23 protein-coding genes are annotated in these 23732 nt (G+C 65.1%); 14 read left to right on the forward strand and 9 right to left on the reverse strand.

The genetic code is table 11. The features are described 5' to 3' along the window. Positions 1-270 precede the first annotated feature (270 nt). Together AC5RUO_RS15205 and AC5RUO_RS15210 are read left to right on the forward strand one after the other, a co-directional pair. The gene (locus AC5RUO_RS15205; RefSeq protein WP_494011748.1) at positions 271-612 is read left to right on the forward strand and encodes a hypothetical protein; all 342 of its coding nucleotides are present in this window, start codon (positions 271-273) and stop codon (positions 610-612) included. A gap of 185 nt (positions 613-797) precedes the next feature. After that, on the forward strand, positions 798-1121 hold the full coding sequence (locus tag AC5RUO_RS15210; protein ID WP_494011749.1) for a hypothetical protein: 324 nt from the start codon (positions 798-800) through the stop codon (positions 1119-1121). 27 nt (positions 1122-1148) lie between these two features. Here the strand turns inward: AC5RUO_RS15210 and AC5RUO_RS15215 are convergent, their stop codons facing one another. The 7 genes from AC5RUO_RS15215 to AC5RUO_RS15245 form a co-directional block, all read right to left on the reverse strand. Beyond that, complete coding sequence (locus tag AC5RUO_RS15215) at positions 1149-2111, reverse strand: NAD(P)/FAD-dependent oxidoreductase (protein WP_494103954.1); 963 nt, start codon at positions 2109-2111, stop codon at positions 1149-1151. A gap of 107 nt (positions 2112-2218) precedes the next feature. Beyond that, positions 2219-2548 (reverse strand): GNAT family N-acetyltransferase, encoded by a 330-nt coding sequence (locus AC5RUO_RS15220; protein WP_494011752.1) that lies wholly within the window; start codon positions 2546-2548, stop codon positions 2219-2221. Further along, a complete protein-coding gene (locus tag AC5RUO_RS15225) occupies positions 2517-3824 on the reverse strand; it encodes an acyltransferase family protein (protein WP_494103955.1) in 1308 nt (435 codons plus the stop codon). Before AC5RUO_RS15225 ends, AC5RUO_RS15220 begins: the two co-directional genes overlap by 32 nt. Before the next feature lie 119 nt (positions 3825-3943). Continuing rightward, on the reverse strand, positions 3944-4348 hold the full coding sequence (locus AC5RUO_RS15230) for a DUF1304 domain-containing protein (protein WP_494011754.1): 405 nt from the start codon (positions 4346-4348) through the stop codon (positions 3944-3946). A gap of 95 nt (positions 4349-4443) precedes the next feature. Further along, positions 4444-5460, reverse strand: a complete 1017-nt coding sequence (locus AC5RUO_RS15235; protein WP_494103956.1) for a LacI family DNA-binding transcriptional regulator — start codon at positions 5458-5460, stop codon at positions 4444-4446. Positions 5461-5477: 17 nt separating this feature from the next. Beyond that, positions 5478-7055 (reverse strand): glycoside hydrolase family 43 protein, encoded by a 1578-nt coding sequence (locus AC5RUO_RS15240; RefSeq protein ID WP_494011756.1) that lies wholly within the window; start codon positions 7053-7055, stop codon positions 5478-5480. Beyond that, positions 7052-7918, reverse strand: a complete 867-nt coding sequence (locus AC5RUO_RS15245; protein WP_494011757.1) for a DUF6807 family protein — start codon at positions 7916-7918, stop codon at positions 7052-7054. The genes AC5RUO_RS15240 and AC5RUO_RS15245 overlap by 4 nt, the downstream gene beginning before the upstream one ends. Positions 7919-8214: 296 nt before the next feature. Between AC5RUO_RS15245 and AC5RUO_RS15250 the strand changes: the two genes are divergently transcribed. From AC5RUO_RS15250 to AC5RUO_RS15275, 6 genes are all read left to right on the forward strand, one after another. Further along, positions 8215-9519, forward strand: coding sequence for an ABC transporter substrate-binding protein (locus AC5RUO_RS15250; protein ID WP_494011758.1), 1305 nt, complete (start codon positions 8215-8217; stop codon positions 9517-9519). A 55-nt stretch (positions 9520-9574) separates the two neighbouring features. Then, positions 9575-10528 (forward strand): carbohydrate ABC transporter permease, encoded by a 954-nt coding sequence (locus AC5RUO_RS15255; protein WP_494011759.1) that lies wholly within the window; start codon positions 9575-9577, stop codon positions 10526-10528. 9 nt (positions 10529-10537) lie between these two features. Beyond that, complete coding sequence (locus tag AC5RUO_RS15260) at positions 10538-11443, forward strand: carbohydrate ABC transporter permease (RefSeq protein WP_494011760.1); 906 nt, start codon at positions 10538-10540, stop codon at positions 11441-11443. A gap of 90 nt (positions 11444-11533) precedes the next feature. Next, positions 11534-13567, forward strand: a complete 2034-nt coding sequence (locus tag AC5RUO_RS15265) for a pectinesterase family protein (RefSeq protein ID WP_494011761.1) — start codon at positions 11534-11536, stop codon at positions 13565-13567. A 51-nt stretch (positions 13568-13618) separates the two neighbouring features. After that, complete coding sequence (locus AC5RUO_RS15270) at positions 13619-14890, forward strand: pectate lyase family protein (RefSeq protein WP_494011762.1); 1272 nt, start codon at positions 13619-13621, stop codon at positions 14888-14890. A gap of 110 nt (positions 14891-15000) precedes the next feature. Beyond that, positions 15001-15213 carry a dodecin gene (locus AC5RUO_RS15275; protein ID WP_009357757.1) on the forward strand — a complete coding sequence of 71 codons (213 nt, stop codon included), beginning with the start codon at positions 15001-15003 and terminating at the stop codon, positions 15211-15213. Between the two features lie 84 nt (positions 15214-15297). Here the strand turns inward: AC5RUO_RS15275 and AC5RUO_RS15280 are convergent, their stop codons facing one another. Further along, positions 15298-15516, reverse strand: coding sequence for a hypothetical protein (locus AC5RUO_RS15280; RefSeq protein ID WP_494011763.1), 219 nt, complete (start codon positions 15514-15516; stop codon positions 15298-15300). Positions 15517-15645: 129 nt separating this feature from the next. Beyond that, positions 15646-16548, reverse strand: coding sequence for a helix-turn-helix domain-containing protein (locus tag AC5RUO_RS15285; RefSeq protein ID WP_494011764.1), 903 nt, complete (start codon positions 16546-16548; stop codon positions 15646-15648). A 204-nt stretch (positions 16549-16752) separates the two neighbouring features. On the opposite strand from AC5RUO_RS15285, the gene AC5RUO_RS15290 reads away from it, so the two are divergent. The 6 genes from AC5RUO_RS15290 (at position 16753) to AC5RUO_RS15315 (ending at position 23632) form a co-directional block, all read left to right on the forward strand. After that, positions 16753-17574 carry an aldo/keto reductase gene (locus AC5RUO_RS15290; protein WP_494011765.1) on the forward strand — a complete coding sequence of 274 codons (822 nt, stop codon included), beginning with the start codon at positions 16753-16755 and terminating at the stop codon, positions 17572-17574. A 45-nt stretch (positions 17575-17619) separates the two neighbouring features. Beyond that, positions 17620-18591 carry an aldo/keto reductase gene (locus tag AC5RUO_RS15295; protein ID WP_494103957.1) on the forward strand — a complete coding sequence of 324 codons (972 nt, stop codon included), beginning with the start codon at positions 17620-17622 and terminating at the stop codon, positions 18589-18591. Further along, complete coding sequence (locus tag AC5RUO_RS15300) at positions 18588-19610, forward strand: SDR family oxidoreductase (protein WP_494104034.1); 1023 nt, start codon at positions 18588-18590, stop codon at positions 19608-19610. Before AC5RUO_RS15295 ends, AC5RUO_RS15300 begins: the two co-directional genes overlap by 4 nt. A 206-nt stretch (positions 19611-19816) precedes the next feature. Further along, the gene (locus tag AC5RUO_RS15305; RefSeq protein ID WP_494103958.1) at positions 19817-22369 is read left to right on the forward strand and encodes a rhamnogalacturonan lyase; all 2553 of its coding nucleotides are present in this window, start codon (positions 19817-19819) and stop codon (positions 22367-22369) included. Between the two features lie 29 nt (positions 22370-22398). After that, complete coding sequence (locus AC5RUO_RS15310; RefSeq protein WP_494103959.1) at positions 22399-23232, forward strand: aldo/keto reductase; 834 nt, start codon at positions 22399-22401, stop codon at positions 23230-23232. A gap of 133 nt (positions 23233-23365) precedes the next feature. Then, complete coding sequence (locus AC5RUO_RS15315; RefSeq protein ID WP_494011769.1) at positions 23366-23632, forward strand: GlsB/YeaQ/YmgE family stress response membrane protein; 267 nt, start codon at positions 23366-23368, stop codon at positions 23630-23632. Positions 23633-23732 lie beyond the last annotated feature (100 nt).

A 23732-nucleotide genomic window follows, 5' to 3' on the forward strand; every position in this document is an offset into this window, starting at 1 on the left:
TCTTCCTTCGGTCAGGAGCTGGGGAATTACAGAGGTAAGCCTTACTTAGGTAACCCTTTTAATCAAACTTTTGTGCTCTATTTCTCTCCGGCCCCGGAATTTCAGCGTTTCCGCCACTCCTTCCCGCGTCATTGACTGGCATGCGGCACGGGATTTGACGCAAAATGCCCCTCCGCCGACCGGAAGCCGGCACGGCGCGTAGCGGCTGCCGCCGCGGCTAAGGTTGATGTACCAGCAGCACTGAACGCTGCGCTTCGATCTGGGGGAACAATGGAACAGGTACCGGCGCACGCGATCGGGTTTCGGGAAGTGGACCGGGACGGGAATCCCATTCCTGAGGACAACGAACAGGCAGCCCCGAACCCGGAGGGCGGCAGCATGCTTGCCTTCAACCCCTTCATTGCCGCCCTCTGGCTCCTCACTGCCGTGCTCATTGGCGGCGGAACATGGATTTTCGCCAACGCGGACACCTTCGTGGGCCCTGGCAGCGGCGGGATGCCGGCGCAGTTCCTGGTGTTTACCTTTACGCCCTATGCGGTCTTCGCCGGGATTGCAGCGCTCATCAGCCTGCTGCTCTGGCACGCGCTGCAGTGGCAGCGCAAGCGGGCGTAGGAAGCAGCTCGTGAACGACGCGGTGGCCGGAAAGCGACCTCCCGGCGCTGTGTCGCGGACCACATCGAATTTGCCCGTTCATTAGTAAGCATGCTTAGGTATTGGGGTAAATGAACCTCCGCAAGCAGTTCGCGGCGGGGCTGCCAACGCAGGCAGCCTCGTGAAGAAGCCCAAGGATGAACGTAATGGCCACCGCTACCGAAGACCAGTTGACGGCGTTTGGGGAACGCACGCTGGGAGACCTTTCTCCCGTGGAACCCATCCAGCCAATGGATATGGAACTGATGGTCACCTTGAATTCGCGCATGCATTGCCGCATGCCCATGCAGCGCATCGACCCCGATGAGCTTCCCGTCCGCCAGCCCGTCTACGTGGACGGGACGGGCGTTGTACCCATCGGCATGTCAACAGTTCCCGGGAACGTGGTGACATACCGCTGCGCGTGCGGCTTCACCATTGACGACCCCGGCGTCAGTTCCACAGTCAGCGCGCAGGCCCTCGCCAGCTGAGGGCTGCCGCAGGTCTCTGCTCCCGGGCTACTGGTGGGCGTACGCGCGGGCCGCTTCTACGGCTTGCCGCGTATCCGCCAGCACCAGGTCCGCATTGATGGCAGAAGCGGCACGCAACCCGGCAGCTGCCGCCGTCATCACCTGCGCTGAAACGTCCGTGGCATTGCCGGCAGCCCACACTCCGGGACAGGAGGTCAGTCCTGAATCGTCCGCCTGCAGGCGGCTGCCTTCCCCCTCGTCCAGACCGCAGGGTTCCAGCCCCAGGCGCTGGAGCATGTTCGCCTTGCTTACGGTTGCCGGACTGACAGCCAGCACGTCCAGCGGCCGTACACTCCCGTCGTCAAGAGTCAGCCCGGCCAGTTTGTCTGCCTGGACATCCAGTCCACTTACTATGCCGTCAACTACCCGGACGGAACGGGCACGCAACTGTTCCTGCTCCTCAGGGCTGAGCGTAAGCGAGCCGTTCAGGAAGAGGGTTACGTCCTGGCTCCATTGCCGGAAGGTCAGCGCCTCCGGGACAGAATTGGAGTCCGCCGCCAGGACGCCAATCCGCTGATCCCGGATCTCCCAGCCGTGGCAGTAGGGGCAGTACAGGACATCCCGCCCCCAGCGTTCTGCCAGCCCGGGAATTGCAGGCAACTCGTCAGTGATCCCGGAGGCGATCAGGAGCCGGCGGGCAGTCAGGGTTGCGCCTTCCCGGAGCGAGAGGACAAAATTTCCGCCCTGACGGCGCGCCGACACTACGAATCCCCGGCGGGCGGTCCCGCCGAACCGTGCCAGCTCGTCCCGGCCCGCAGACACCAGGTCCTGCGGGCTCATGCCTTCACGGCTCAGGAAACCGTGCACCCCGGCTGCCCTCAGGTTCCGCTGTTCGCCGGCGTCGATCACCACCACAGAGCGCAAGGCCCTGGCGAGGGCAACGCCCGCGCTCAGCCCGGCCGGTCCCCCTCCGATCACCGCAACATCGAACAATGCTTCCAGATGAGCCATGGTGTCCTTCCGCCTTGCTTTTACGGTCTTTACTACCGGTCAAGTACCCGGTGCAGTGGAACCATAACGGCGTGGGCGGTGGGGCTCTTCAGGATGCAGCCATGCGGCTACCCCTCCGGCCAGTCAACAAACTGTTCGTAGCCCTCGTGCTTGCGCAGGTAGCCGGAAATGAACGGGCAGTGCGGAATGATGCGTTTGCCCGTAGCCACGACGTCGTCCAGCGCAAAGTGGGCCAGCACCTTGCCCAGGCCACGCCCCTCGAAGTCCTCGCTGGTTTCGGTGTGGGTGAAGTCGATGTGGCCGGGCAGGTCCCGGAAGAACGACTGCACGGCCAGTTTGCCCCCCACCAGCAGCTCGTAGCGGTGCTGCGCATCGTTGCGCCGCAGGGTGACGTCGGGGGTGAACCTATCCTCGGTGGACATCGTGTTCTCGGTCATGGTTTGACACTGGCACTACTTCACCCCGCTGGCAATGCCAAAGCAACAGCATTAGGGCAGCGGCGAAGCAGGCTGCGCCAAAACCCAGCAGCCCCAGCGAGAGGCCGCTGAAGGCCGCGGCCCCCACTGGAAGGAAGACCACGACGACGGCGGCCGCCACCCGCGCGGGCCGGCAGCGGGTGCCGGGAACCGTCGTCGGACGTCCCTCCAGGCGGCCAAAGGCCAGCACGGCGGCTCCCAGCAGGAGGATAAGCGCCAAGAGGACCAGGGGCCTTGCCCACCACCACTCCGCCGTGCCTGAAGCGGGTTTGGGCAACGGAGTGAGGAGCAGCAGCCCTGACATTCCGACCAGCAGGGGAAGGTGCCACAGATACACCGTGAGGGAGCGGCTTCCCGCGACCATCATGAGCCTGCTGACCCACCGCACCGAGCACACCGGGACCAGCACCGGCCGCGCCAGCTCAAGGAGGGCCGCCTGCGAGATGCCCAGCAGGAGCAGGCAGAGATTGGGCGGGTTGAGGTTGACCAGCATGTTGCCCGGATACAGTCCCACACCCGTCACGGCACCGAGGACCAGGTTGGCCCCCACGGCAAGGGCAAGCAGCCCGGAACGCGACATCCTGGAGCAGTGGCCGTCGGCCAGAAGGAACCCCACCTGCTGGACGGCGCACCACAGGAACACCAGATTGGCGTGCGCCAGACCGGGAAGCGCCCCGCGGAGGCAGTCAACCGCTATCACCAGCGCAACCAGCGCTCCGAAAGTGAGCCAGGGGGCGCGGCGGTGCAGGGCGGCCAGGAGCGGGATGTTCAGCTGGGCCGCAAGGTAGGCGGCCAGGAACCACAGTGGCATCCCCGCGCCGGCCGCCATCAGCTGGAGCACCTGCGGATGCACACCCAGCAGCCCTGCCGCGCCCAGGCCTCCGAACATCACCACCAGCAGCGCGGTGGCGGCGCGTACCAGGCGCAGGAGCCTCGCCCGGACAAACTGGGACGCCGTTCCGCCGCCCTTGCTGAGCCGCCGCCAGGACTGCAGGCCGGTCATGCCGCCGGTGACGAAAAACAGCGGCATGACCATGAAGATCCAGATGACCGGAACAAACCAGTCCTGCTCGGCGAGCGTGTTTTGCGTGGTCACCGTCCCGTCGGCATGCAGGACGGGGCTCACCATCATGCAGTGGCCCACCACCACCAGGGCCAGGCAGACGAAGCGCACAAGGTCGATGACGGCGTCGCGGCCCTCCGGCGCAACCGGCCGCGAATCCCTTGCGTGCCTCATTGTGCCGCCTATTACCGGGCCTGCGGAATCCTGACGCTGGTCACAGCACCATTCTGCTCCTGTTGCGGATGGTGTTGAAGGGACGGATGGGCTTGCGGCGGGACGGGCCCGGCCCCGGGCTAGGCCAACAGTCCGAGCAGGCCGAGGACGACGGCGACCAACGGCAAGGTCCCCTGGGTCGCGGCGGCCCGGAGGTACTTCCGGCCGGTCGAAACCAGGACCAGGGCAGCCAGCAGCATGGAGCTGCAGCCGGCGAAAATCAGGGTCCAGCCCGCCACGGACTGCGCCGAGCCTTCGGACCCCAGCGCAACGCAGGCTATGCCGATGAGAGTCCCGGCAGCCAGGAACAGGTTGTAGAAACCCTGGTTGAAGGCAAGCGGCCTGGTGGTCTCGGCGTCGGCCTGCGATGCCAGGCCGAAACGCTTCCAGGTGGCCGGCCGGGTCCAGGTCAGCGACTCCATCGTGAAGATGAAGACGTGGAGCGCCGCCGCCAGGAAGGCAAAAAAGAGGGAGGCCGCGATCATTGCTCGATCCTAGCCCCCAACCGTGGAGTTTTTGTCCAGATATGGCGACTTTGCCGCCCTCGAAATCGCCATACGTGGACAAAAACTCCTGAGGGTCAGGGGGCGGGCGGGGCCGTGGTTCCGCGGACCACCAGCTCGGTGGCCACTTCAAGGGCGGTGGGCGCCATGGCACCCGGCTGGTCCTGCTGTTCCGTGAGGATGCCCACGGCCATGGCTGCCAGCTGGGCAAGCGGCTGCCGGACCGTGGTGAGCGGCGGAGACATCAGCGCCGCCTGCGCGATGTCATCGAACCCCACAATGCTGAGGTCCTCGGGCACACGCAGGGATCGCTGCCCTGCTGCGTTCATCACGCCCATGGCCTGGAGGTCGCTGCCCGTGAAGATCGCCGTGGGCGGCTCGGGGAGGTCCAGCAGGTCCGAGCCGAGCCGCATGCCGGACTCGATGCTGAAGTCGCCGTCGCGCACCAACTCCGGCAGGACCGGGAGGCCCGCCTCGTGCAGCGCCGCCGCGTAGGCGGCGTACCTGGCCCGGCCGTGGCCGGGACTGTGCTTGCGGCCGGTGATGATGCCGATCCGCTTGTGCCCCAGGGACAGCAGGTGTCCGACGGCGGTCAGCGCGCCGGAGAACGACGCCGGACTGACGCTGGGGATGGGCAGCTCCCCGGCGCTTTCGGCGTCGATGGCCACCGCCGGGATTTTGAGCGTCCGCACCATGCGGACCAGCCGCGACCCCTTGCGGGGAGCCAGCAGGAGCACCCCGTCCAAACGGATTACGGATGGCTCACGCAGTTTCCGCCAGCGGTCAGGAGTGGAGTGGTCAGCCCGGGCGTAGGACACCGTGTAGCCCAGCCGGTCCGCAGCGGCCTCGACGCCGGCCATGGTTTCCAAGATCCACGGTGAATCAAAGTTGTTGACCACCAGCTGGAGCATCCCGGGCTGGGCGGCAGGGGTGCTGGGCTTGGAATAGTCCAGTTCTTCCAGCGCCCGCTGCACCTTGGCCCGGGTGGCTTCCGAGACGTGGGTACGGCCGTTGAGCACCTTGGACACGGTGGGCACCGAGACCCCGGCGGCCGCCGCGACGTCGGCAATTTTGGGTCGCGGGGTGGCGGTCAACGGAGCAGTCCTTGGGGTCATATGGTTGCGGCGGCGAGTTGCGGAGCAGTGGCGCGCCTGACGGGCGCGGTCTCCACCCGCACGGGTCCTACGATAACACTGCCGCTTTCCCGGGAACCCAGTGGCGACGCCGTGAAGATGCCAAGTTCGGCGCCGATCCACTTGCCTTCCATCACCTCGAAGTTCCAGCCCTGGACTTCCCAGGGATCGCCCGGGCCTGACCGCCAGGCAAAGGTTGACCGTGGCGTTCCGTCCGTGCGGATCTGGAGTTCGATCCTGGCTCCGGGCAGCACGGTCCGGCGTCCCATCGCCTGTTCAGCAGGGCCCTCTCCCCCGGTGCCACCACCCAGGACGTAGCCTTCGGCGGTCCGCACGATGCCCAGCCAGGCGTACCTTTGGCCCAGCACCACCACGCCGGCGCGCGTTCCTTCCGGGACGTCCCTCAGTTCAAGGGAGGTGGTGAACGTAGACGGTGTACCGGGCAGGATCTGTGCCAGCACATTGGGCAGCTCCCGCAGGTTCACGGGATCGTTGGCCTGCGGCCGCAGGACCAGTTGCCCGCCGCCACCCTGGTAGCACCAGGCGTCACGCGGGTTGGCCTGCCAGTGCCACTGCGGTCCCAGCCAAGGGGAGGTGAAGTCGTCGCTCGCGGGCGGCGCCACGTCCCTGGGCGAAGTACCCGCCGGGTAGGGGTGGCTGGTCACCGGGGTGCCCGGGCCGCCGTCGGACGCCGGCGCGCCCATCCAGGGCCAGCCGTCCTCATCCCAGCCCATCGGCTGGAGGTGGACCACCCGTCCGTACGGCCCGCGGTCCTGGAAATGCAGGAACCAGTCCTCGCCGCGGGGCGACGTCACCCAAGCACCCTGGTGGGGCCCGTTGACCGCAGTGTTTCCCTGCTCCAGCACGCGCCGGCCCTCGTAGGGACCGAAGGGTGACCTGGACCGGAACACCGACTGCCAGCCGGTGGCCACACCCCCGGCCGGGGCAAAGATCCAGTACCAGCCGTCCCGTTTGTAGAATTTTGGCCCCTCCAGCGTTGTATAGCCAGGGAGCTCGTCACCATTGATGACGTGGGTTCCTTCGTCCAGCAGCCGGCTGGCGTCCGGGCTCATCCGGTGGATCGTGAGCCGGTTCTTGATGCCGATCCGGCTCTTCGCCCAGCCGTGGATGAGGTATGCCTGGCCGTCGTCGTCCCACAGCGGGCAGGGATCGATCAGCCCGCGTCCGGGATACAGCAGATGCGGGGCCGTCCACGGGCCTTCCGCCTTTTCGGCGCTCAGGACGAAGATGCCGTGGTCCGGATCCGGGTAGAAGATCCAGAAGCGGCCGTCGTGGTACCGCAGGGCAGGTGCCCACACTCCGCCGCCGTGGCGGACAAGGGAGTAGTGGCTGCCTTGGGGCAGGTGCGGCAGTGCATGTCCGGCGTGTTCCCAGTCCACCAGGTTCCGGGACTTCAGGATGGGCAGTCCCGGCACGCGGTTGAAGCTGGAGGCAATGAGGTAGTAGACGCCGCGGACCTGGACGGCGTCCGGATCCGGCCAGTCGGCGTTGAGGACGGGGTTGGTGTACACGGGGACTGCGTTGCGGGATGTCATGGCGTCCTGTCGGGGCGGGAGGTCTGGAGTTCGGGGTGGTGCTCGAGGAGTTCAAGGGCCTGGACCGGGGTGGAAAGGTGGCCGTCGTGGATCACGGCGTGGAGGGCCTGCACCAAGGGAGTTGCGGCGTTGACCACAGCCTTTTCGGACCAGGCAACGGCCGGGCCGGCACCGAGGTAGCCGTCCGTCCTCAGGAACCAGGGGCGGCTGCTTTCCTGGGCCAGGACAACACTCGCCGGGGATCCGCCCAGGGTTGTGCTGATGGCGAGCCAGGATGACCGGCTTCCGTGGGCTGCCGCCGCACCGCCACCCGAGGCCGAGAAGACTGTTGGCTCGGCGCAGTCCTCGGCAAAGCGCCAGAAGATCCCGCCGTAACCTGCGCCCACACGCCCCTTGACGGCCGACGACGATACCTCCAGTTGCGCGACGCCGCCGGCGGGAAGCAGCACCGAGCGGATGGAAAGGCTCCATGTGCCCGGGGCCGGGTGCCGGAAGCAGCGGATACTTCGGTGCTCCGTGGCCAGCTTCACCCCTAGCTCGGAAAACCAGGTGACGGAACCGTCCGCCCCGCCGGCTGTCCGGCTCCAGCCGGAGGGTTCCTGCCACCCGTGGTTGGACAGCCTGGCCGGGCCATCCGTGGACGTGTAGGTGGAGCCGCCCCAAAAGTTGGTGCCATTGACATCCGAGAAGGCGATGGACAGCCCGGCGTGGTGCGGATGGTCCTCCGGCACCGCCGCGGTCAGCGTGGTGCCGGCAAGCGACCGGACCGGGTGGTGGTACGGCCGCGGCGAACTCGACGGCGGAAGGCTTCGTCCGCTGCGATGGCCCACCGCGGCCTCCAAATCAGGTGCATCAAGCGCCATGAGACCTCCTTCCGGACGCGTGGTTTTGCGGGAATGCAGATCAGCATAAGCAGTCCGAAAACAAACGGCAAGAGCTAAGGAAAATTTCTGTCCTGAATGCAGATCAGTTTCTAAAAAAGTGTTGACAGTCACATGACAGCATTGCTAGAAATCGTTTACTCACGTATTTCTCCTGCCTGCCACTTTCCCCTTCACCAAGAAAGCCAGGGTCGGCACTCCTTCCGGAAGCAGAAAAAGTTTCCGTACAAATGCACATCATGCTCCGTCCGAGGACAGCAACAGAGAGGCGTCATTCGATGAAGAAGACAACAACCGCCGGGATGCCCCGCAGGATGTTCCTGGGGGCGGCCGTAACAGCAGCCGGGCTGGCCCTGAGTGGCTGCGGCGGCGGCGCAGCCCCCGCGGCCGGCGGCAACGTGGAACTCAACTTCGTGTACTGGGGTGACGCCAACCGGGCCAAGATGACCGACGCAGCCATCAAGGTCTTCGAAGAGAAAAACCCGGGCATCACCGTCAAGAGCGAATACCAGGACAGCGGCCCCTACGCGGATAAGCTTGCCACCCGCTTCGCCGGCGGCAATCCTCCCGACGTGCTCAACATGGCAAACCGAAGCCTGCTGGAGTACGCCCAGCGCGGCACCCTGGCAGACCTTCGGTCCATGCCGGAACTCGACCTGGCGAACATCCCGGATGCCATCCAGAGCCGGGGCGAGGTGGACGGTAAGCTCTACGGCCTGGCCACCGGCGTGACCACCATCGGCATGGTGGTGAACAAGACCATCACGGACCAGGCCGGCGTCACCATCCCGGACGACAAGACGTGGAGTTGGGAGGACTACGCAAAGTTCGCCACCGAGGTCACGCAGAAGACCGGCGGCAAGGTCTACGGGGCAGGCTACGACGTCGCCACCGAAACAGGCCCCATCCTGTTCGCCAGGCAGCGCGGCGAGGACTTCTACACCAAGGACAACAAGCTCGGCGTCAGCGAGGAAACCATCCGGGACTGGTTCCAGTACAGCGTGGACCTGCGGGAAGCCGGCGGCTATCCGCCGGCAGGCTTCTTCGAGCAGATTGGCGGTTCCGCCGCGCAATCCTACCTGGCCAAGGGAACCGTCGCTTCCCAGATCATTCCGATCAACAACTACAAGGCCTACAACGAGGCTGCCGGCGGCAACGTGGTCCTGCTCCGGATGCCCGGCGAAACAACCCAGGAGCGCCGCGGCTACTCGGCGGACCCCAGCATGCTCTGGTCCATCGCGGCCAAGTCGAAGCACCCCAAGGAGGCTGCAAAACTGCTGAACTTCCTGGTCAACGATGCAGACGGAGCCGCGGAAACACTCACCCAGCGCGGCGTCCCCATCAATCCGGAGGTTGCGGAGGCCATCAAACCAAAACTCAGCAAGGACGATACCGCCTTCGTGGACATGGTGGCCGCCATCCAGGAAGACGAACTGGCCCCGGCATACGTCTACCCCAAGGGGGCCAGCGTTGTGGCGGACACCCTTAAGCAGCTCGCCACCGAAGTCGAGTTCGGCCGGATTACCCCCGGGGACGCCGCCAAAACCTTCCTCGAGAAGAGCAATGCAGCAATCAACAAGTAGGTCCGGCCACTCCGTCCGCCTGCCGGCATCCCCGAACCAGATAGGAGCCTGACGGATGTCAGTGCTGACCAAGCAAGCCCCCGGTGCGGCCGCCGCCCTCGGCGCGGGCGCACCGGGACGCCCTTCCCGCGGAACGCCGCGGCGGAAGAACCAGCGCTCCGGCTACCTGTTCCTGCTGCCGTGGTTCCTGGGCATGCTGTTCACGATCATCCCGTTTTTTGCATCCCTGTCCCTGGCATTCACGGACTACAACCTGTTCATGGAGCCGAATTTCGTAGGCCTGGCAAACTTCCAGGCGATGGCCGAGGACCCGCGGCTGTGGCAGTCTCTGAAGGTCACCTTCATCTACACCTTCGTTTCCGTGCCCATTTCGCTGGCCGTCGCCCTGGTGATTGCCTTGGTCCTCAACCGCGGCCTGCAAGGGCTTTCCATCTACCGCTCCGTCTACTACCTGCCGTCCCTGCTGGGCGGCAGCGTGGCCATCGTGATGCTGTGGCGGTACATCTTCGGCAATGACGGGATCGTCAACGGATTCCTGGGCCTGTTCGGCATCCAGGGGCCGGCCTGGGTCACCGATCCGGACTTCTCGCTGAGCACCCTCATCGTGCTGAACGTGTGGACATTTGGCTCGCCCATGGTGATCTTCCTGGCAGGCCTGCGGCAGGTCCCCGCCATGTACTACGAGGCCGCGTCGATCGACGGTGCATCCCGGTGGCGGCAGTTCCGCAGCATCACCATTCCGCTGATCAGCCCCATCATCTTCTTCAACCTGATCATGCAGCTCATCGGCTCGTTCCAGACGTTCACGCAGGGCTATGTGATGAGCGGCGGCACGGGCGGGCCGGCGGATTCCACGCTCTTCTACAACCTGTACCTCTACCAGAAGGGCTTCACCGAATTCGAGATGGGGTATGCCTCGGCGATGGCCTGGCTACTGCTGATGATCATTGCGATCTTCACGGCCATCAACTTCATCGCATCCAAGTTCTGGGTCTTCTACGACAACTAAGGCAATCCCATGGCACTCCTCGAATTACCGACAAAGCGCAAGCAAGACAAGCCGGCCAGGCAGGCGGATCCCGAAGACGCCCTGGCCGGAACGCCGGGCACCAGGTTCTCCCGGCACCTGATCCTTTGCCTGGTGGGCCTGGTGATGCTGTATCCGCTGCTGTGGCTGATCTCCAGTTCCCTCAAGCCCAGCAACGACATCTTCCGGCAGCTGGGACTGTGGCCGGAAAACTGGGATTTCAGCAACTACGTCCAGGGCTGGACGGCCCTGGACCAGCCCTTCCACGTCTACCTTTTCAACTCGATGATCGTGGTGGTCTTCTCAATCGTCGGCAACATCTTCTCCTGCGCGCTGGCGGCCTATGCCTTCGCACGGATGGAGTTCACGGGCAGGAAGCTGTTCTTCGCGCTGATGCTGGGCACGCTGATGCTGCCAGGCCACGTCCTGCTGGTACCGCAGTACATCATTTTCTCCCAGCTCGGCTGGCTGGATACCTACCTGCCGCTGATCGTGCCCAACTTCATGGCCACCAACGCGTTCTTCATCTTCCTGATGGTCCAGTTCATGAAGGCGCTGCCAAAGGAGCTGGACGATGCCGCGCAGATTGACGGATGCGGCCCGTTCCGCACCTTCCTCCGGGTCATCCTGCCGCTGTGCGTCCCCGCCATGGCCACCACCGCCATCTTCACCTTCATCTCCACCTGGAACGAGTTTTTCGGCCCCCTGCTCTATATCCAGAACCAGGACCTGTACACGGTTCCCCTGGCGCTGCGGGCCTTCATGGACTCGGAGGGCCAGAGCATGTGGGGCCCCATGTTCGCCATGTCCGTGGTCTCCATCGCCCCGATCATCGGCTTCTTCATCGCCGGCCAGAAGTACCTCATCAACGGCATCGCCACCACCGGCCTTAAATAGACGGCCGCCCGCTTCCGCTCGCATCACGAATACCCCTAATTGCCACGTCCGGGCTGGAGGCTGCCTGGAACCAGAACAAAGGAGTTTTGCATGAGTCTGCTACGTCTCTTGGGCGCGGCAACCGCCGTCGTCATCCTTGGCGGGCTGGCACCTGTTCCGGCAACCGCCGCCCCTGTCCTTACGGCCGGCGGCACCCTCGCTCCCGCCGCGCCGGCAGCACCGAAACCCGGGACGAAGGACCCAGCCGCGCTGGACCCCAACGCACTGTGGAAGGAGACTCCGGACGGCTTCGCGTCGCTGCCCGGCCACGGGCTTCCCGGAACCACCGGCGGACAGGCGGGAAAAATCGTCACGGCAACCACCATTGCCCAGCTGCAGGAGTTTGCTTCCTCGCCCGAGCCGCTGGTGATCTTCATTGACGGTTCCCTGCACGCCGCCGAGTACGTCAAGATCCCCGTCGCAGCCAACAAAAGCTTCATAGGGGTGGGTGCCGGAGCCGAGGTGGTGAACGCGGGATTCAAGCTCATCAACGTTTCCAACGTCATCTTCCGGAATTTCACCGTCCGTGATTCCTACATTCCGGGCGACTGGGACGGCAAGCGCCCGGACAATGACCGGGACGGCATCCAGCTGGACACCAGCCACCACGTCTGGGTGGACCACATGAAGTTCGAACGCATGGGCGACGGCCTGATCGACACGCGCAAGGACTCTGACTTCCTCACCTACTCCTGGAACGTCTTCGCGGACAACAACAAGGCCCTGGGCGTGGGCTGGACCGCCAACGCCGTCACCCGCATGACCATCCACCACAACTGGATCCGGAACACCACCCAGCGGAACTTCAGCCTGGACAACACCGCCGCCGCCCACGTTTACAACAACTACCTGCAGGACATCGGCCAGTACGGCATGATGGGCCGGAACGCGGCCAAGGTGGTCCTGGAAGGCAACTACTTCGCAGCCGTGCAGGACCCGGTTGTGGCCAAGGACCCGGGTACGGAGGTGGTCAACCGGGACAACATCTTCAACTCCACCCGCGGCCGCAAGGACAACGTGGGCGCCGCCTTCGATCCCGCTGCCTTCTACCCGTACCAGGAAGACGACGCCGCCCGCATCCCTGAGATTGTCAGCGCCGGAGCCGGGCCGCGGACAAACAACGCCCCCAATACGACGGCGGAAATCACCGTTGCCTTGGACGGCACCGGAGACTTCGGCAGCCTGCAGGCCGCCATCGGTTCCATTCCTGCCGGCAATACCCAACCGCGGACCATCACCGTCAAACCCGGCACCTACCGCGAAGTGGTGAACGTCTGGGCAGACCGCCCCAACCTCACCATCCGGGGCGCAACAGCCAACCCGGCCGACGTCGTCATCACCTACGACACCCCGGCCGGGGGCGTAAAGTTCTTCGGCGGCACCTGGGGAACGGCTGGCAGCCCTACCATGACCATCCAGGCGGCCGATACTACGGTGCGGAACCTGACAGTCGAGAACACCTATGACGAGGCAGCCAACGGCAACAGCCAGGCGCTTGCCGTCCGTTCCATCGGCGATCGCGTCACGTTCGACGGTACGCGCTTCCTGGGCAACCAGGACACGTACCTTGCGGACACAGCCGGACGTGACGTCACCGCACGGACCTACCTGAAAAATTGCTACATCGAAGGCGACGTGGACTTTCTCTACGGCCGCGGCACCGCCGTGTTCGACGGCTGCACCATCCATTCCCTGGACCGCGGCAGCGCGACCAACAACGGCTACGTTGTGGCCCCCAGCACCAAGAACTCAAACCCCTACGGCTTCCTGATCACCAACAGCAACCTCACCTCCAACGCCGCACCGGGCACGGTTAGCCTTGGCCGTCCGTGGTTTGCCAGCAGCGACCCGGACGCGCACCCGATGGCCGTCATCCGGGATTCGGTCCTCGGCAACCACATTGCCGTCCAGGGCTGGGCGGACATGAGCGGCCATGCGTGGACGGAAGGCCGGTTCGCCGAGTACAACAACACCGGGCCCGGCGCCTACGTCAACGAGTTCCACCCGCAGCTTTCGGACGCAGACGCGGCCAGGTTCACCAAGGAAGCCTTCCTGGGTGGCTGGACCCCGGCGGGAATGCGCTGAGATGGCCGGCAGGCACAACTCCAAGGGGGCCCAAGGGTGATTACTGCACCCGTGTCTATCGCGATCGCCGCCGCCATCGCCCTCACCGCGGCCGCTCCCGCACCGGCGCCGCCTGTCAATGAAGCCAGATCCACACCCGCCGATCCCGGTCGGCAGACCCTGGCCGCGGGTGATGGTTGGGCGTCCTTTAACGGCGGCACCACCGGCGGTGCCAACGCAGCGCCTGAAGACGTGCATGAAGTTTCAACGAGGGACGAGCTCGCCGCAGCAGTGGCCGGAAACAAGCCCAAGATCGTGTACGTCAAGGGGGACATCAACGCAAATACCGCTTCTGACAGCACTCCCATCACCTGCGAGGACTACGCCGTAAATGGCTATTCCCTGGACGCCTACCTCGCGGCATTCGACCCCGCCCACTGGAGCGGGAAGGCATCCGGTCCCCTCGAGGATGCCCGCAAGGCATCAAGCGCCAACCAGCAGAAGCAGATCAGGATGGACGTCGGTGCCAACACAACCATCATTGGCCTGGGCAACGTCCAGCTCACGGGTTTCACCGTGAATATCGACCGGGTGGACAACGTGATTGTCCGCAATCTCCGGCTTTCCGACGCCTATGACTGTTTCCCCGGTTGGAACGGGGACACCTGGAAGACCGAATGGGACAACCTCGTGGTTTCGGGATCCACCCACGTCTGGCTGGACCACTTAACCCTTGATGACGGTGGGACAGCCGACGCGGAACAGCCCGAGTACTTCGGTGAGCCCTTCCTGCGGCACGACGGCCTCCTGGACGTCGTCCGCCAGGCAGACCTGGTGACCATTTCGTGGAGCAGGATGGTGGGGCATGACAAATCGCTGCTGTGGGGCAACGGGGACGGTGCCACCGGGGACCGGGGCAAGCTCCGCGTCACCCTGCACCACAACGAACTGGTCAATCTGGAGCAGCGGGCGCCCCGGGTCCGCTTCGGGCAGGCACACGTCTATAACAACGTGTACCGGGTGACCAGTCCTGACCGTTACCAGTACTCATGGGGCGCCGGGGTGGAGTCGAGCATCATCGCGCGGAACAACACCTTTGAGCTGGCCGGGGGCATTTCCCCTGACCGGATCATCAGGGGCTTCGGTGGCACCGGCATCGATGAGGACGGTACGTGGGTCAACGGACGGCATGTCAGGGTCCTCGACGTCTACAATTCGGCCAATCCGGGCCAAACACTGACACCGGAAGTTCCGGGCACACCCGGGCCACACCTGCCGATTGAACCTGCCCCGGCGGCACGGGAACGGGTTGACCGTGGTGCTGGTTCCGGCCTGCTGTTCTGATCCAGCCTGTGCGGGCGGATGCAGATAAAGGCTGGTCAAGGCTCCGGAAGTCCTACTAGTCTTCAAGGACGGCCCGCAACCGGGAGCAACGATGATCACGAGGAGCGAAGTTGTCCAACCACACGTACAGCATTTCTGAAATTGTCGGCACGTCGGATCAGGGTGTGGACGACGCCGTCCGGAACGGGATCGCCAAGGCCTCCCAAACGCTGCGGAACCTCGACTGGTTCGAGGTGAAGGAGATCCGCGGACACCTGGAGGAAGGCAAGATCGCCGACTGGCAGGTCACAATGAAGATCGGCTTCCGCCTCGAGGAACACTAAATCCCCCGCGACTGGCCCGCAGCGGCGCACTTAAACCAATGGGTTTAGGCGCCAACTGCGGGCCAGTCCGCGCTTAAGGTGGCCCTAGTTGGCCGAGGCGATGTTCGAAGGACGCCGCCGCCACACCGTCGGGACGCCGTCGAACGCGGGGAACACATGTCCTTCGAAGAAGGACAGCACGGTGTGGGGATCGTGGTCGGGGCTCCACAATCCGGATACCGGGCAGTGCGAGCCGGTGGCGGTGGACGAGGCGTTGCCGGCGTTACCTGCCTGGCGTTCCTTCAGCAGGGCGATGCGTTTCATCTTTGAGACCATCCTTGGGGAGCGAAGAGTTTGTTCCTCCAGCCTAGGAAGAGCATCCCACCCCACCAATGGGCGGCTGGCCAGAATTGCCGCCCTGCTCTGGACAAATGTACAGCCGCCCCGCCGGACCTAAACTTCCTCGGTCTCGTGGGATGCGGGGGCGGCGTCAATTCCCTGCCCCTGCTGCCCGGCCCCGGGCGCGCCAATGCTGCCCAGCAGGGCAAGCGCGTCCGACGACGGCGAGCCGGGCCGGGCGGAATACACCCGCAGCATCTGGTCGGGGTCATCCGGGAGGGCGAGGTTTTCAAAGTTCAGTTCCAGGTCCCCCACTGCCGGGTGGTGCAGCCGGACGGTGCCCGCCGACCGCGTCGCCACCCGGTGTCCCGCCCACCATTGCCGGAAGTGCTCACTGTGGACCGCGAGCTCGCCCACCAGCTGGCTGGCCTGCGGATCGTTCGGGTGCCGCCCCACGTCCAGCCGGAGCGCTCCGGTTGCCTCCGCCGCCACCGTTTTCCAGTCCCGGAACAGCTCCCGGGCCGCGGGATCGAGGATAAGCCAGCGCGTGAGGTTGCGTTCCGCTGCCGGAAGGGCCGGAAAGTCCGCAAAGAGCAGGAACGCCATCCGGTTCCCGGCCAGCACATCGCTGCGCCGGCCGAGGACCATGGCGGGCACGTCGCCCACTGCATCGAGGAGGTGCCGGAGCGCCGGCCGGACGCCCTGCACGGCGGACCCCGGCGGCCGGGGCGTCCCGGCGCAGTTCTCCAACAGATCCAGCATGTGGGCGTGTTCGCTGCTGTCCAGCCGCAGCGCCCGCGACACTGCGTCGAGCACCGTCCGTGAGGGATGGATGTTGCGGCCCTGCTCCAGCCGGACGTAGTAGTCGGTGCTGACTCCGGCCAGCCGCGCCACCTCCTCGCGCCGCAGCCCGGGAACCCGGCGCGCCCCTGGAGTGGAACCGGCTCCGGCCACTTCCGGACTAAGCCGTGACCGCATGGCTTTGAGGAATTTTCCGAATTCGGCGCTTTGACCCATGGTGACCATTGTGCCCGGCGTTCCCCGCACCTTCTACAACGAAGGTAGGACTGGCAGTCCTAGGAAAAAGAGGATCATCCTTACCTGCTGACTTGCTGGCAAAAAATGCATAGGCTCAGAACAGAGCCAGCGGAAACCGCTTTCTCAGCGTCGAGCAAACGGCACCCATTCCAGCATTAGCCCCAGCACCTGCAAGGAGCACCAATGTCAGAGCTGACACTGAACAACGGAGTCACCATCCCCCAGCTTGGCTTCGGCGTATTCCAAGTCCCGCCGGAAGACACGCAGCGGACCGTCGAGGACGCACTGGAGGCCGGCTACCGCCATATCGACACCGCCGCCGCCTACCAAAACGAGGCAGGCGTCGGCGCTGCCATTGCGGCCACCGGCATCGCCCGGGAGGACATCTTTATCACCACCAAGCTGCGCAACGGCGAGCAGGGCCGTGCCCAGGAGGCCTTCCAGAACAGCCGCAAGGCGCTGGACCTGGACTACATCGACCTTTACCTCATCCATTGGCCGGTTCCGTCGCAGGGCCTCTATGTCCAGGCCTGGAAGGAGATGGAGCGGCTGTACGAGAACAACGAGATCCGGGCAATCGGCGTCTCCAACTTCCTCTCCGAGCACCTGGACACCCTGCTCGAGTCCGCCGAAATCGTCCCAGCCGTCAACCAGATCGAACTCCATCCCAGCTACCAGCAGGCAGAGCTCGCCGGAAAGTGCCGGAGCCTGGGGATCGAGGTGGAGGCGTACAGTCCGTTGGGACGGGGCGCGGACCTCAACGGAAACGCCGTCACCTCCATCGCCAACGCCCACAACGCCACCACTGCCCAGGTGGTGCTCGCCTGGCACCTGGCGGCCGGCAACGTCGTCATCCCCAAGTCCGTGGACCCCGGACGCATACGGGAAAACTTCGCCGCCTCGTCCCTCACGCTCTCCGACGACGAACTCTCCGCCATCAGCGCCCTCGAGTCGGGCGCCCGCCTGGGTTCCGATCCCGCCGTCGCTTCCTTCACCCAGCTATAGCGGCTTTCCAGCCGACGCAACCGCCAAACGCTGAAAGGACTCTCCATGGAATACACCCACCTGGGCCGGTCCGGCCTCAAGGTCTCCCGCCTCTGCCTGGGCACCATGAACTTCGGGCCGCAAACGGAGGAATCCGATGCACACAGCATCATGGACTCCGCTCATGAGAACGGCATCAACTTCTTCGATACCGCCAACGTCTACGGCGGCGCGGGGCACCGCGGCTGGACCGAGGAGATCATCGGGCGCTGGTTCGCCAAGGGCGGCGAGCGCCGCGAACACACGGTGCTGGCCACCAAGCTCTACGGCACCATGACGGACCGGCCGAATGAGTCCAGGCTGTCCGCCCTCAATGTCCGCCGCGCCCTGGACGCGAGCCTCAAGCGGCTGCAGACGGATTACATCGACGTCTACCAGTTCCACCACATCGACCGGGATACCCCCTGGGACGAAATTTGGCAGGCCATTGAAGTGGCAGTCCAGCAGGGCAAGATCCTCTATTCCGGCAGCAGCAACTTCGCCGGCTGGCATATTGCCCAAGCGCAGGAGGCCGCGCGGCGCCGGAACTACACCGGCCTGGTCAGCGAGCAATCCATCTACAACCTGTTCATGCGGCAGGTGGAGCTGGAGGTCATCCCCGCCGCACAGGAGTACGGGCTGGGGCTTATCCCGTGGTCACCCCTCCAGGGCGGGCTCCTGGGCGGGGTGCTGAAGAAGGAGCGCGACGGCGTCCGGCGCACCGAGGGACGTGCGGCCGAAACCCTGAAGAAGCACGAAGACCAGATCCGGCAATACGAGGACTTTGCCGATGAGCTGGGCCACGAGCCCGGCGACGTCGCCTTGGCATGGCTCCTCCACCAGCCGGCTGTGACGGCCCCGATCGTGGGCCCGCGCACCCAGGAGCAGCTGGATGCCGCCATCCGGGCGCTGGACGTCACCCTGGATGCCGACGCCCTGAAGCAACTGGATGCCATCTTCCCGGGCCATCGGGCAGCCCCGGAGGATTACGCGTGGTGATCCCACATCCTGAAGCCGGGCCGGTAGCGCCGCGGAGCATCCTGTTCATCGGCGGCACCGGGGTGATCAGCACGGCGGCAGCGGAACGCGCCGTCGGGCTGGGCCACCGGCTCACCATCCTCAACCGGGGCAGGACCACCAGGCCGGCCCCGGAGGGGGCGGAGATCCTGCACGCGGACATCCGGGACCAACAGGCCGTCCGGGAGCTGCTGGGCGGGCGGGAGTTCGACGCCATTGCCGACTTCATCACCTACACCCCGGACCAGGCGCAGGCGGGCCTGGACCTGTTCCGGGGCAGGACCGGGCAGTACGTCTTCATCAGCTCCGCGTCCGCGTACCAGAAACCACCTACCCGGCTGCCGATCCTTGAGTCCACGCCGCTGAAAAACCCCTTCTGGCAGTACTCCCGGGACAAGATCGCCTGCGAAGAACTGCTGTTCCGCGCCTACCGGGACGACGATTTTCCACTGACAGTGATCCGTCCTTCGCACACCTACGACCGTACCAAGATCGCGATGGTGGGCGGCTGGACGGACATCCACCGGATGCGCGCCGGCCTGCCGGTCATGGTGCACGGGGACGGCACCTCGCTCTGGACCCTGACCCACAGCCGGGACTTCGCCAAGGCCTTCGTCGGCTTGCTCGGCCTGCCCCAGGCGGTGGGCGAGAGCTACACCATCACGTCCGACGAGTACCTGCCGTGGAACCAGGTCTACCGGCTCTTCGCCAGGGCCGCGGGCATCGCGGAGCCGGAACTTGTCCACGTGGCATCGGAGACCATCGCCGCACACAACCCCGAGATCGGCGCCAACCTGCTGGGCGACCGCTCCCACTCAGTCATCTTCGACAACACCAAAATCAAGGCCCTCGTCCCGGACTACACGGCCACGATTCCCTTCGCCGACGGCGCCCGGGAAATCGTGCAATGGCATGACTCCCACCCGGAACTGCAGGTGGTGGACCAGGGCTACATGGAGCTCACCGACAAGCTCACGGCCTGGGCGCGCAGCGGCGCGTAGCCGCGCGTAGCGCTCGCCCCAGGCACCAGGCACCAGGCACACCGGACGCCCCCTCGCACCTGTTCCGTGAGGGGGCGGCCCACTCCTTCTCTACAACGTTCTAAATAGCGTGCTTCGGACGCGATTTCAAGGCTTGTTTTACCCCCTCCCCCTACCCTAGGTTACTGGGGAAGCGTTTTCCCGACACAAATTGAAAGGATTCACCGATGAATCCCACCAAGACAAGCCTGCGCCTGCTGTCCGTCGGCGCCCTCGGCGTGGCCCTGACATTCGGCTGCCTCGCAGCCCCGGCCTCCGCCGTCGGCCCCTCCCCCAAGTCGGGCAACCCGGCCGTCCAGTTGGACCACCTGGACCGGGGACTGGTTGCAGCGGGCACGTCCGAGGGCGTCTTCCTCAGCTGGCGGCTGCTGGGCCACGAGGCCACCGGTTCTTCCGACACGGGCGTCACCGGCACCGACTTCAACGTGTACCGGGACGGCCAGAAGCTGGCCACGGTCACGGACAGCACCAACTACCTGGACACCTCCGGGACCGCCGCCTCGAAGTACCAGGTGCGCGCCGTCGTCGAAGGCGTTGAACTGGACGAAAGCGCCACCGCCACCTCCTGGGGCGGAAACTTCAAGGACATTCCGCTAAAGAAGCCGGCCGACGGCGTGACCCCGGCCGGACAGGCCTACACGTACTCCGCCAACGACGCATCGGTGGCCGACGTTGACGGCGACGGCCAATACGAGTTCATCGTGAAGTGGGACCCCAACAACTCCAAAGACGTCTCGCAGGTGGGTTACACCGGCAACACCTACGTGGACACCTACAAGGCGGACGGCACCCTCCTGCACCGGATCGACCTGGGCGTCAACATCCGCTCAGGCGCGCACTACACGCAGCTGCTCGTCAACGACTTCGACGGCGACGGCCGCGCAGAGATGATGATGAAGACGGCGCCGGGGACAAAGAGCGCCAACTACAACGCGGACGGCAGCGTCGCGTCCCAGCAGTTCATCACCCTCCTGCAGTCGGACATCGAAGCAGGCTACGCCAACACGGACGACTACCGGATGAGCGCCGCGGACTACTACCAGCACGTGGTGGAGATGTTCCAGGGCTGGCGCGAGCACCCAGAGGTGAAGGCCGGCAATTGGCCCGCCACCCTCGAGGAAGCCTTCGGCATCGCGCCGAAGTACCAGTACCCGCTGTCCACATCCGATGCCAAGGCGTTGGCCGACTACTTCATGGGCGCTTACGCACCCTCCCGCAGCGGACGTAACAACCTGCGGGCCTTCGAGGGCTTCATCCTCTCCGGCCCGGAATACCTCACCGTTTTCGAGGGCGCAACCGGCAAGGAGCTGAAGACGGTGGCCTACGAGCCGGGCCGGCACGACGACGGCCTGATGTGGGGCGACTACGCCATGGCCCGTATCGAGCCGGGCAACCGCGTGGACCGGTTCCTGGCCGGCGTCGCGTACCTGGACGGGAAGAAGCCCGCAGCGGTCTTCGCCCGCGGCTACTACACCCGCACCACCTTGGCCACCTACACCTGGGACGGCACCAACCTCGCCCCGGTCTGGAACCTCGACTCGGGCTGGGCGCCCATGACCAACCCGTTCAATGACTCCCCGCACGGCCGCGACGGCACGGACCCCCAGTACGGCAAGCTCACCACGCAGGGCTTCCACTCGCTGAGCGCCTCGGACGTGGACGGCGACGGCAAGCAGGAGATCGTCTACGGTTCCGCGACGATCGACGACGACGGCTCGGTCCTGTACAGCTCGTTCGACACCATGCCGCAGGGCAGCGCAACGCCGGGCGAAGAGGCGCGGCTGGGCCACGGCGACGCCATGCACGTGACGGACATCGACCCCCACCGGCCCGGCAAGGAAATCTTCACCGTGCACGAGGGCGGCGCCTGGGCACCCTACGGCTACGCCATGCGGGATGCCCGCACCGGGGAGGTGCTGTTCGGAGCCTACTCGGGCAAGGACACCGGCCGGGGCATGATCGGCGACGTGGACCCCGCCGTGCCCGGCATCGAGAACTGGGCCATCGGCATGCAGTCAGCCGACGGCGACAACCTCTCCGCATCCCAGCCCGGCACCAACATGAGCATCAAGTGGGCAGCGGACATGACCACGCAGATCATCAACGGCTCCGGCGACCAGACCCCCAGCATTGATGACTGGAAGCGCGGCCGGCTGCTGACCGCGGAGGGAACGCGCACCAACAACGGCACCAAGGGAACACCCAGCCTGGTGGCGGACGTGGTGGGTGACTGGCGGGAGGAGATGCTCGTCCGGACCGCGGACAGCACCGCCCTGCGGATGTACATCAGCACCGAAGTGACCAACCACAAGCTGTACACGCTGATGCACGATCCGCAGTACCGTGCAGAGGTTGCCCGGCAGAACACCACCTACAACCAGCCCTCCTACACCGACTTCTACCTCGCCTCCGACATGGAGTTTGATGATGTGCCGCTGCGCGCCGCCTGGCTTCCGGGCAGTGTGAAGGCGCTGCAGCACGCACTGGAGGACTTGACGGAGTCGAAGGATGTCGCCGGCCCGGTGGCAAGCCAGCTCACCGAAAACGTGCGGCAGGCAGCGAAGGCCGTTGAGGACGGCGACCCGGAGAAGGCTGCGCGGACGCTGGAGCGGTTCGTGGACTTCTTTGCCCAGCAGAAGGGCCCGGACAAGGTTTCAGACACCGCCTGGACCGTACTGAACTACAACGCCGGGAACATTCTCCGGGCCTTTGGGAGCTAGGACGGCGCCCGACGGGAGAGACTGTTCTCATGACACTTGCACCGCTGATCAAACTCAATGACGGCTACTCCATCCCGCAGGTAGGTCTTGGCACCTGGCCGCTGGACGACGATCAGGCCGCTGCCGCCGTCGTCCAGGCCGTGGAAGCCGGGTACCGGCACATCGATACGGCCGTGAAATACGGCAACGAGCAAGGGGTGGGGAATGGCATCCGTGCCTGCGGCGTGGACCGGAGCGAGCTCTTCGTCACCACCAAGCTCGACGGCCAGTTCCAGGGGAACGACAGGGCGGTGGAAGGGCTGGAGGGTTCGCTGAAGCGGATGGGACTGGACTACGTGGACCTCCTGCTGATCCACTGGCCGCTGCCGGCGCGGGATGAGTACATCTCCACATGGAAGACGTTCGAGCGGCTCCAGGCGGAAGGAAAGGTGCGCTCCATTGGAGTGTCCAACTTCAAGCCTGCCCATTTGGAGCGGTTGATGGCAGAAACTGACGTGGTTCCTGCCGTCAACCAGATCCAGCTGACGCCGGCGGTGACCCGGACCGCTGAGCGGGAGTTCCACCAGAAGCACGGAATTGTCACCGAATCGTACAGCCCGCTGGGCGGGTCTGGGGCGGCCCTGCTGGACGCGCCCATCCTCACCCAGCTGGCCGAAAAGCACGGCAAAACGCCCGGCCAGCTGGTACTGCGGTGGCACGTTCAACACGGACTGGTAACAATTCCCAAAACAGCGAATCCGGACCGGATGAGGGAGAATCTGGACATCTTCGATTTCGCCCTTGATCCGCAGGATCTAGCGGAATTGGCCATCCTGGACGAGGGGCCCGGAGCTGGCAACGATTCAGACGTCACAGGGCACTAAAACAGCCCTGAAATGCACTTTTTCCCGCTTCCGGGGTTGGCAAACAGATAGTAAGCATGATTACTATTGAGTCAGAAGGATGAAGTGCTTCCGGGATCCGGAGGCCTCCTTTATTTAGGAAGAGGAACGAAAAATGGGATTTATTGCATTTCTGATTCTCGGACTTATTGCTGGTGCGATCGCTAAGGCGATCCTTCCGGGCCGTCAGGGTGGCGGCTGGCTCATCACCCTGGTTCTGGGCGTCGTAGGAGCACTCCTCGGCGGCTGGATCGGCGGCATGGTCTTCGGCACCGGGCTGCAGGAGTTCTTCTCGCTGCAGACGTGGCTGCTGGCCATCGGCGGCGCTCTTATCGTGCTGCTGGTCTACGGCATGATCACCAAGCGCAGCGTGCGCGGCTAACCTAGCCCGCAAGCCAGGAAACCGGCCCGGGGACACAATCCCCCGGGCCGGTTTTCATATTCCCGGCCATGGGCCTTCCGGCCGGCCGGAATAGAAAACC

This window comes from Arthrobacter sp. Y3221087 (genome assembly GCF_059089905.1).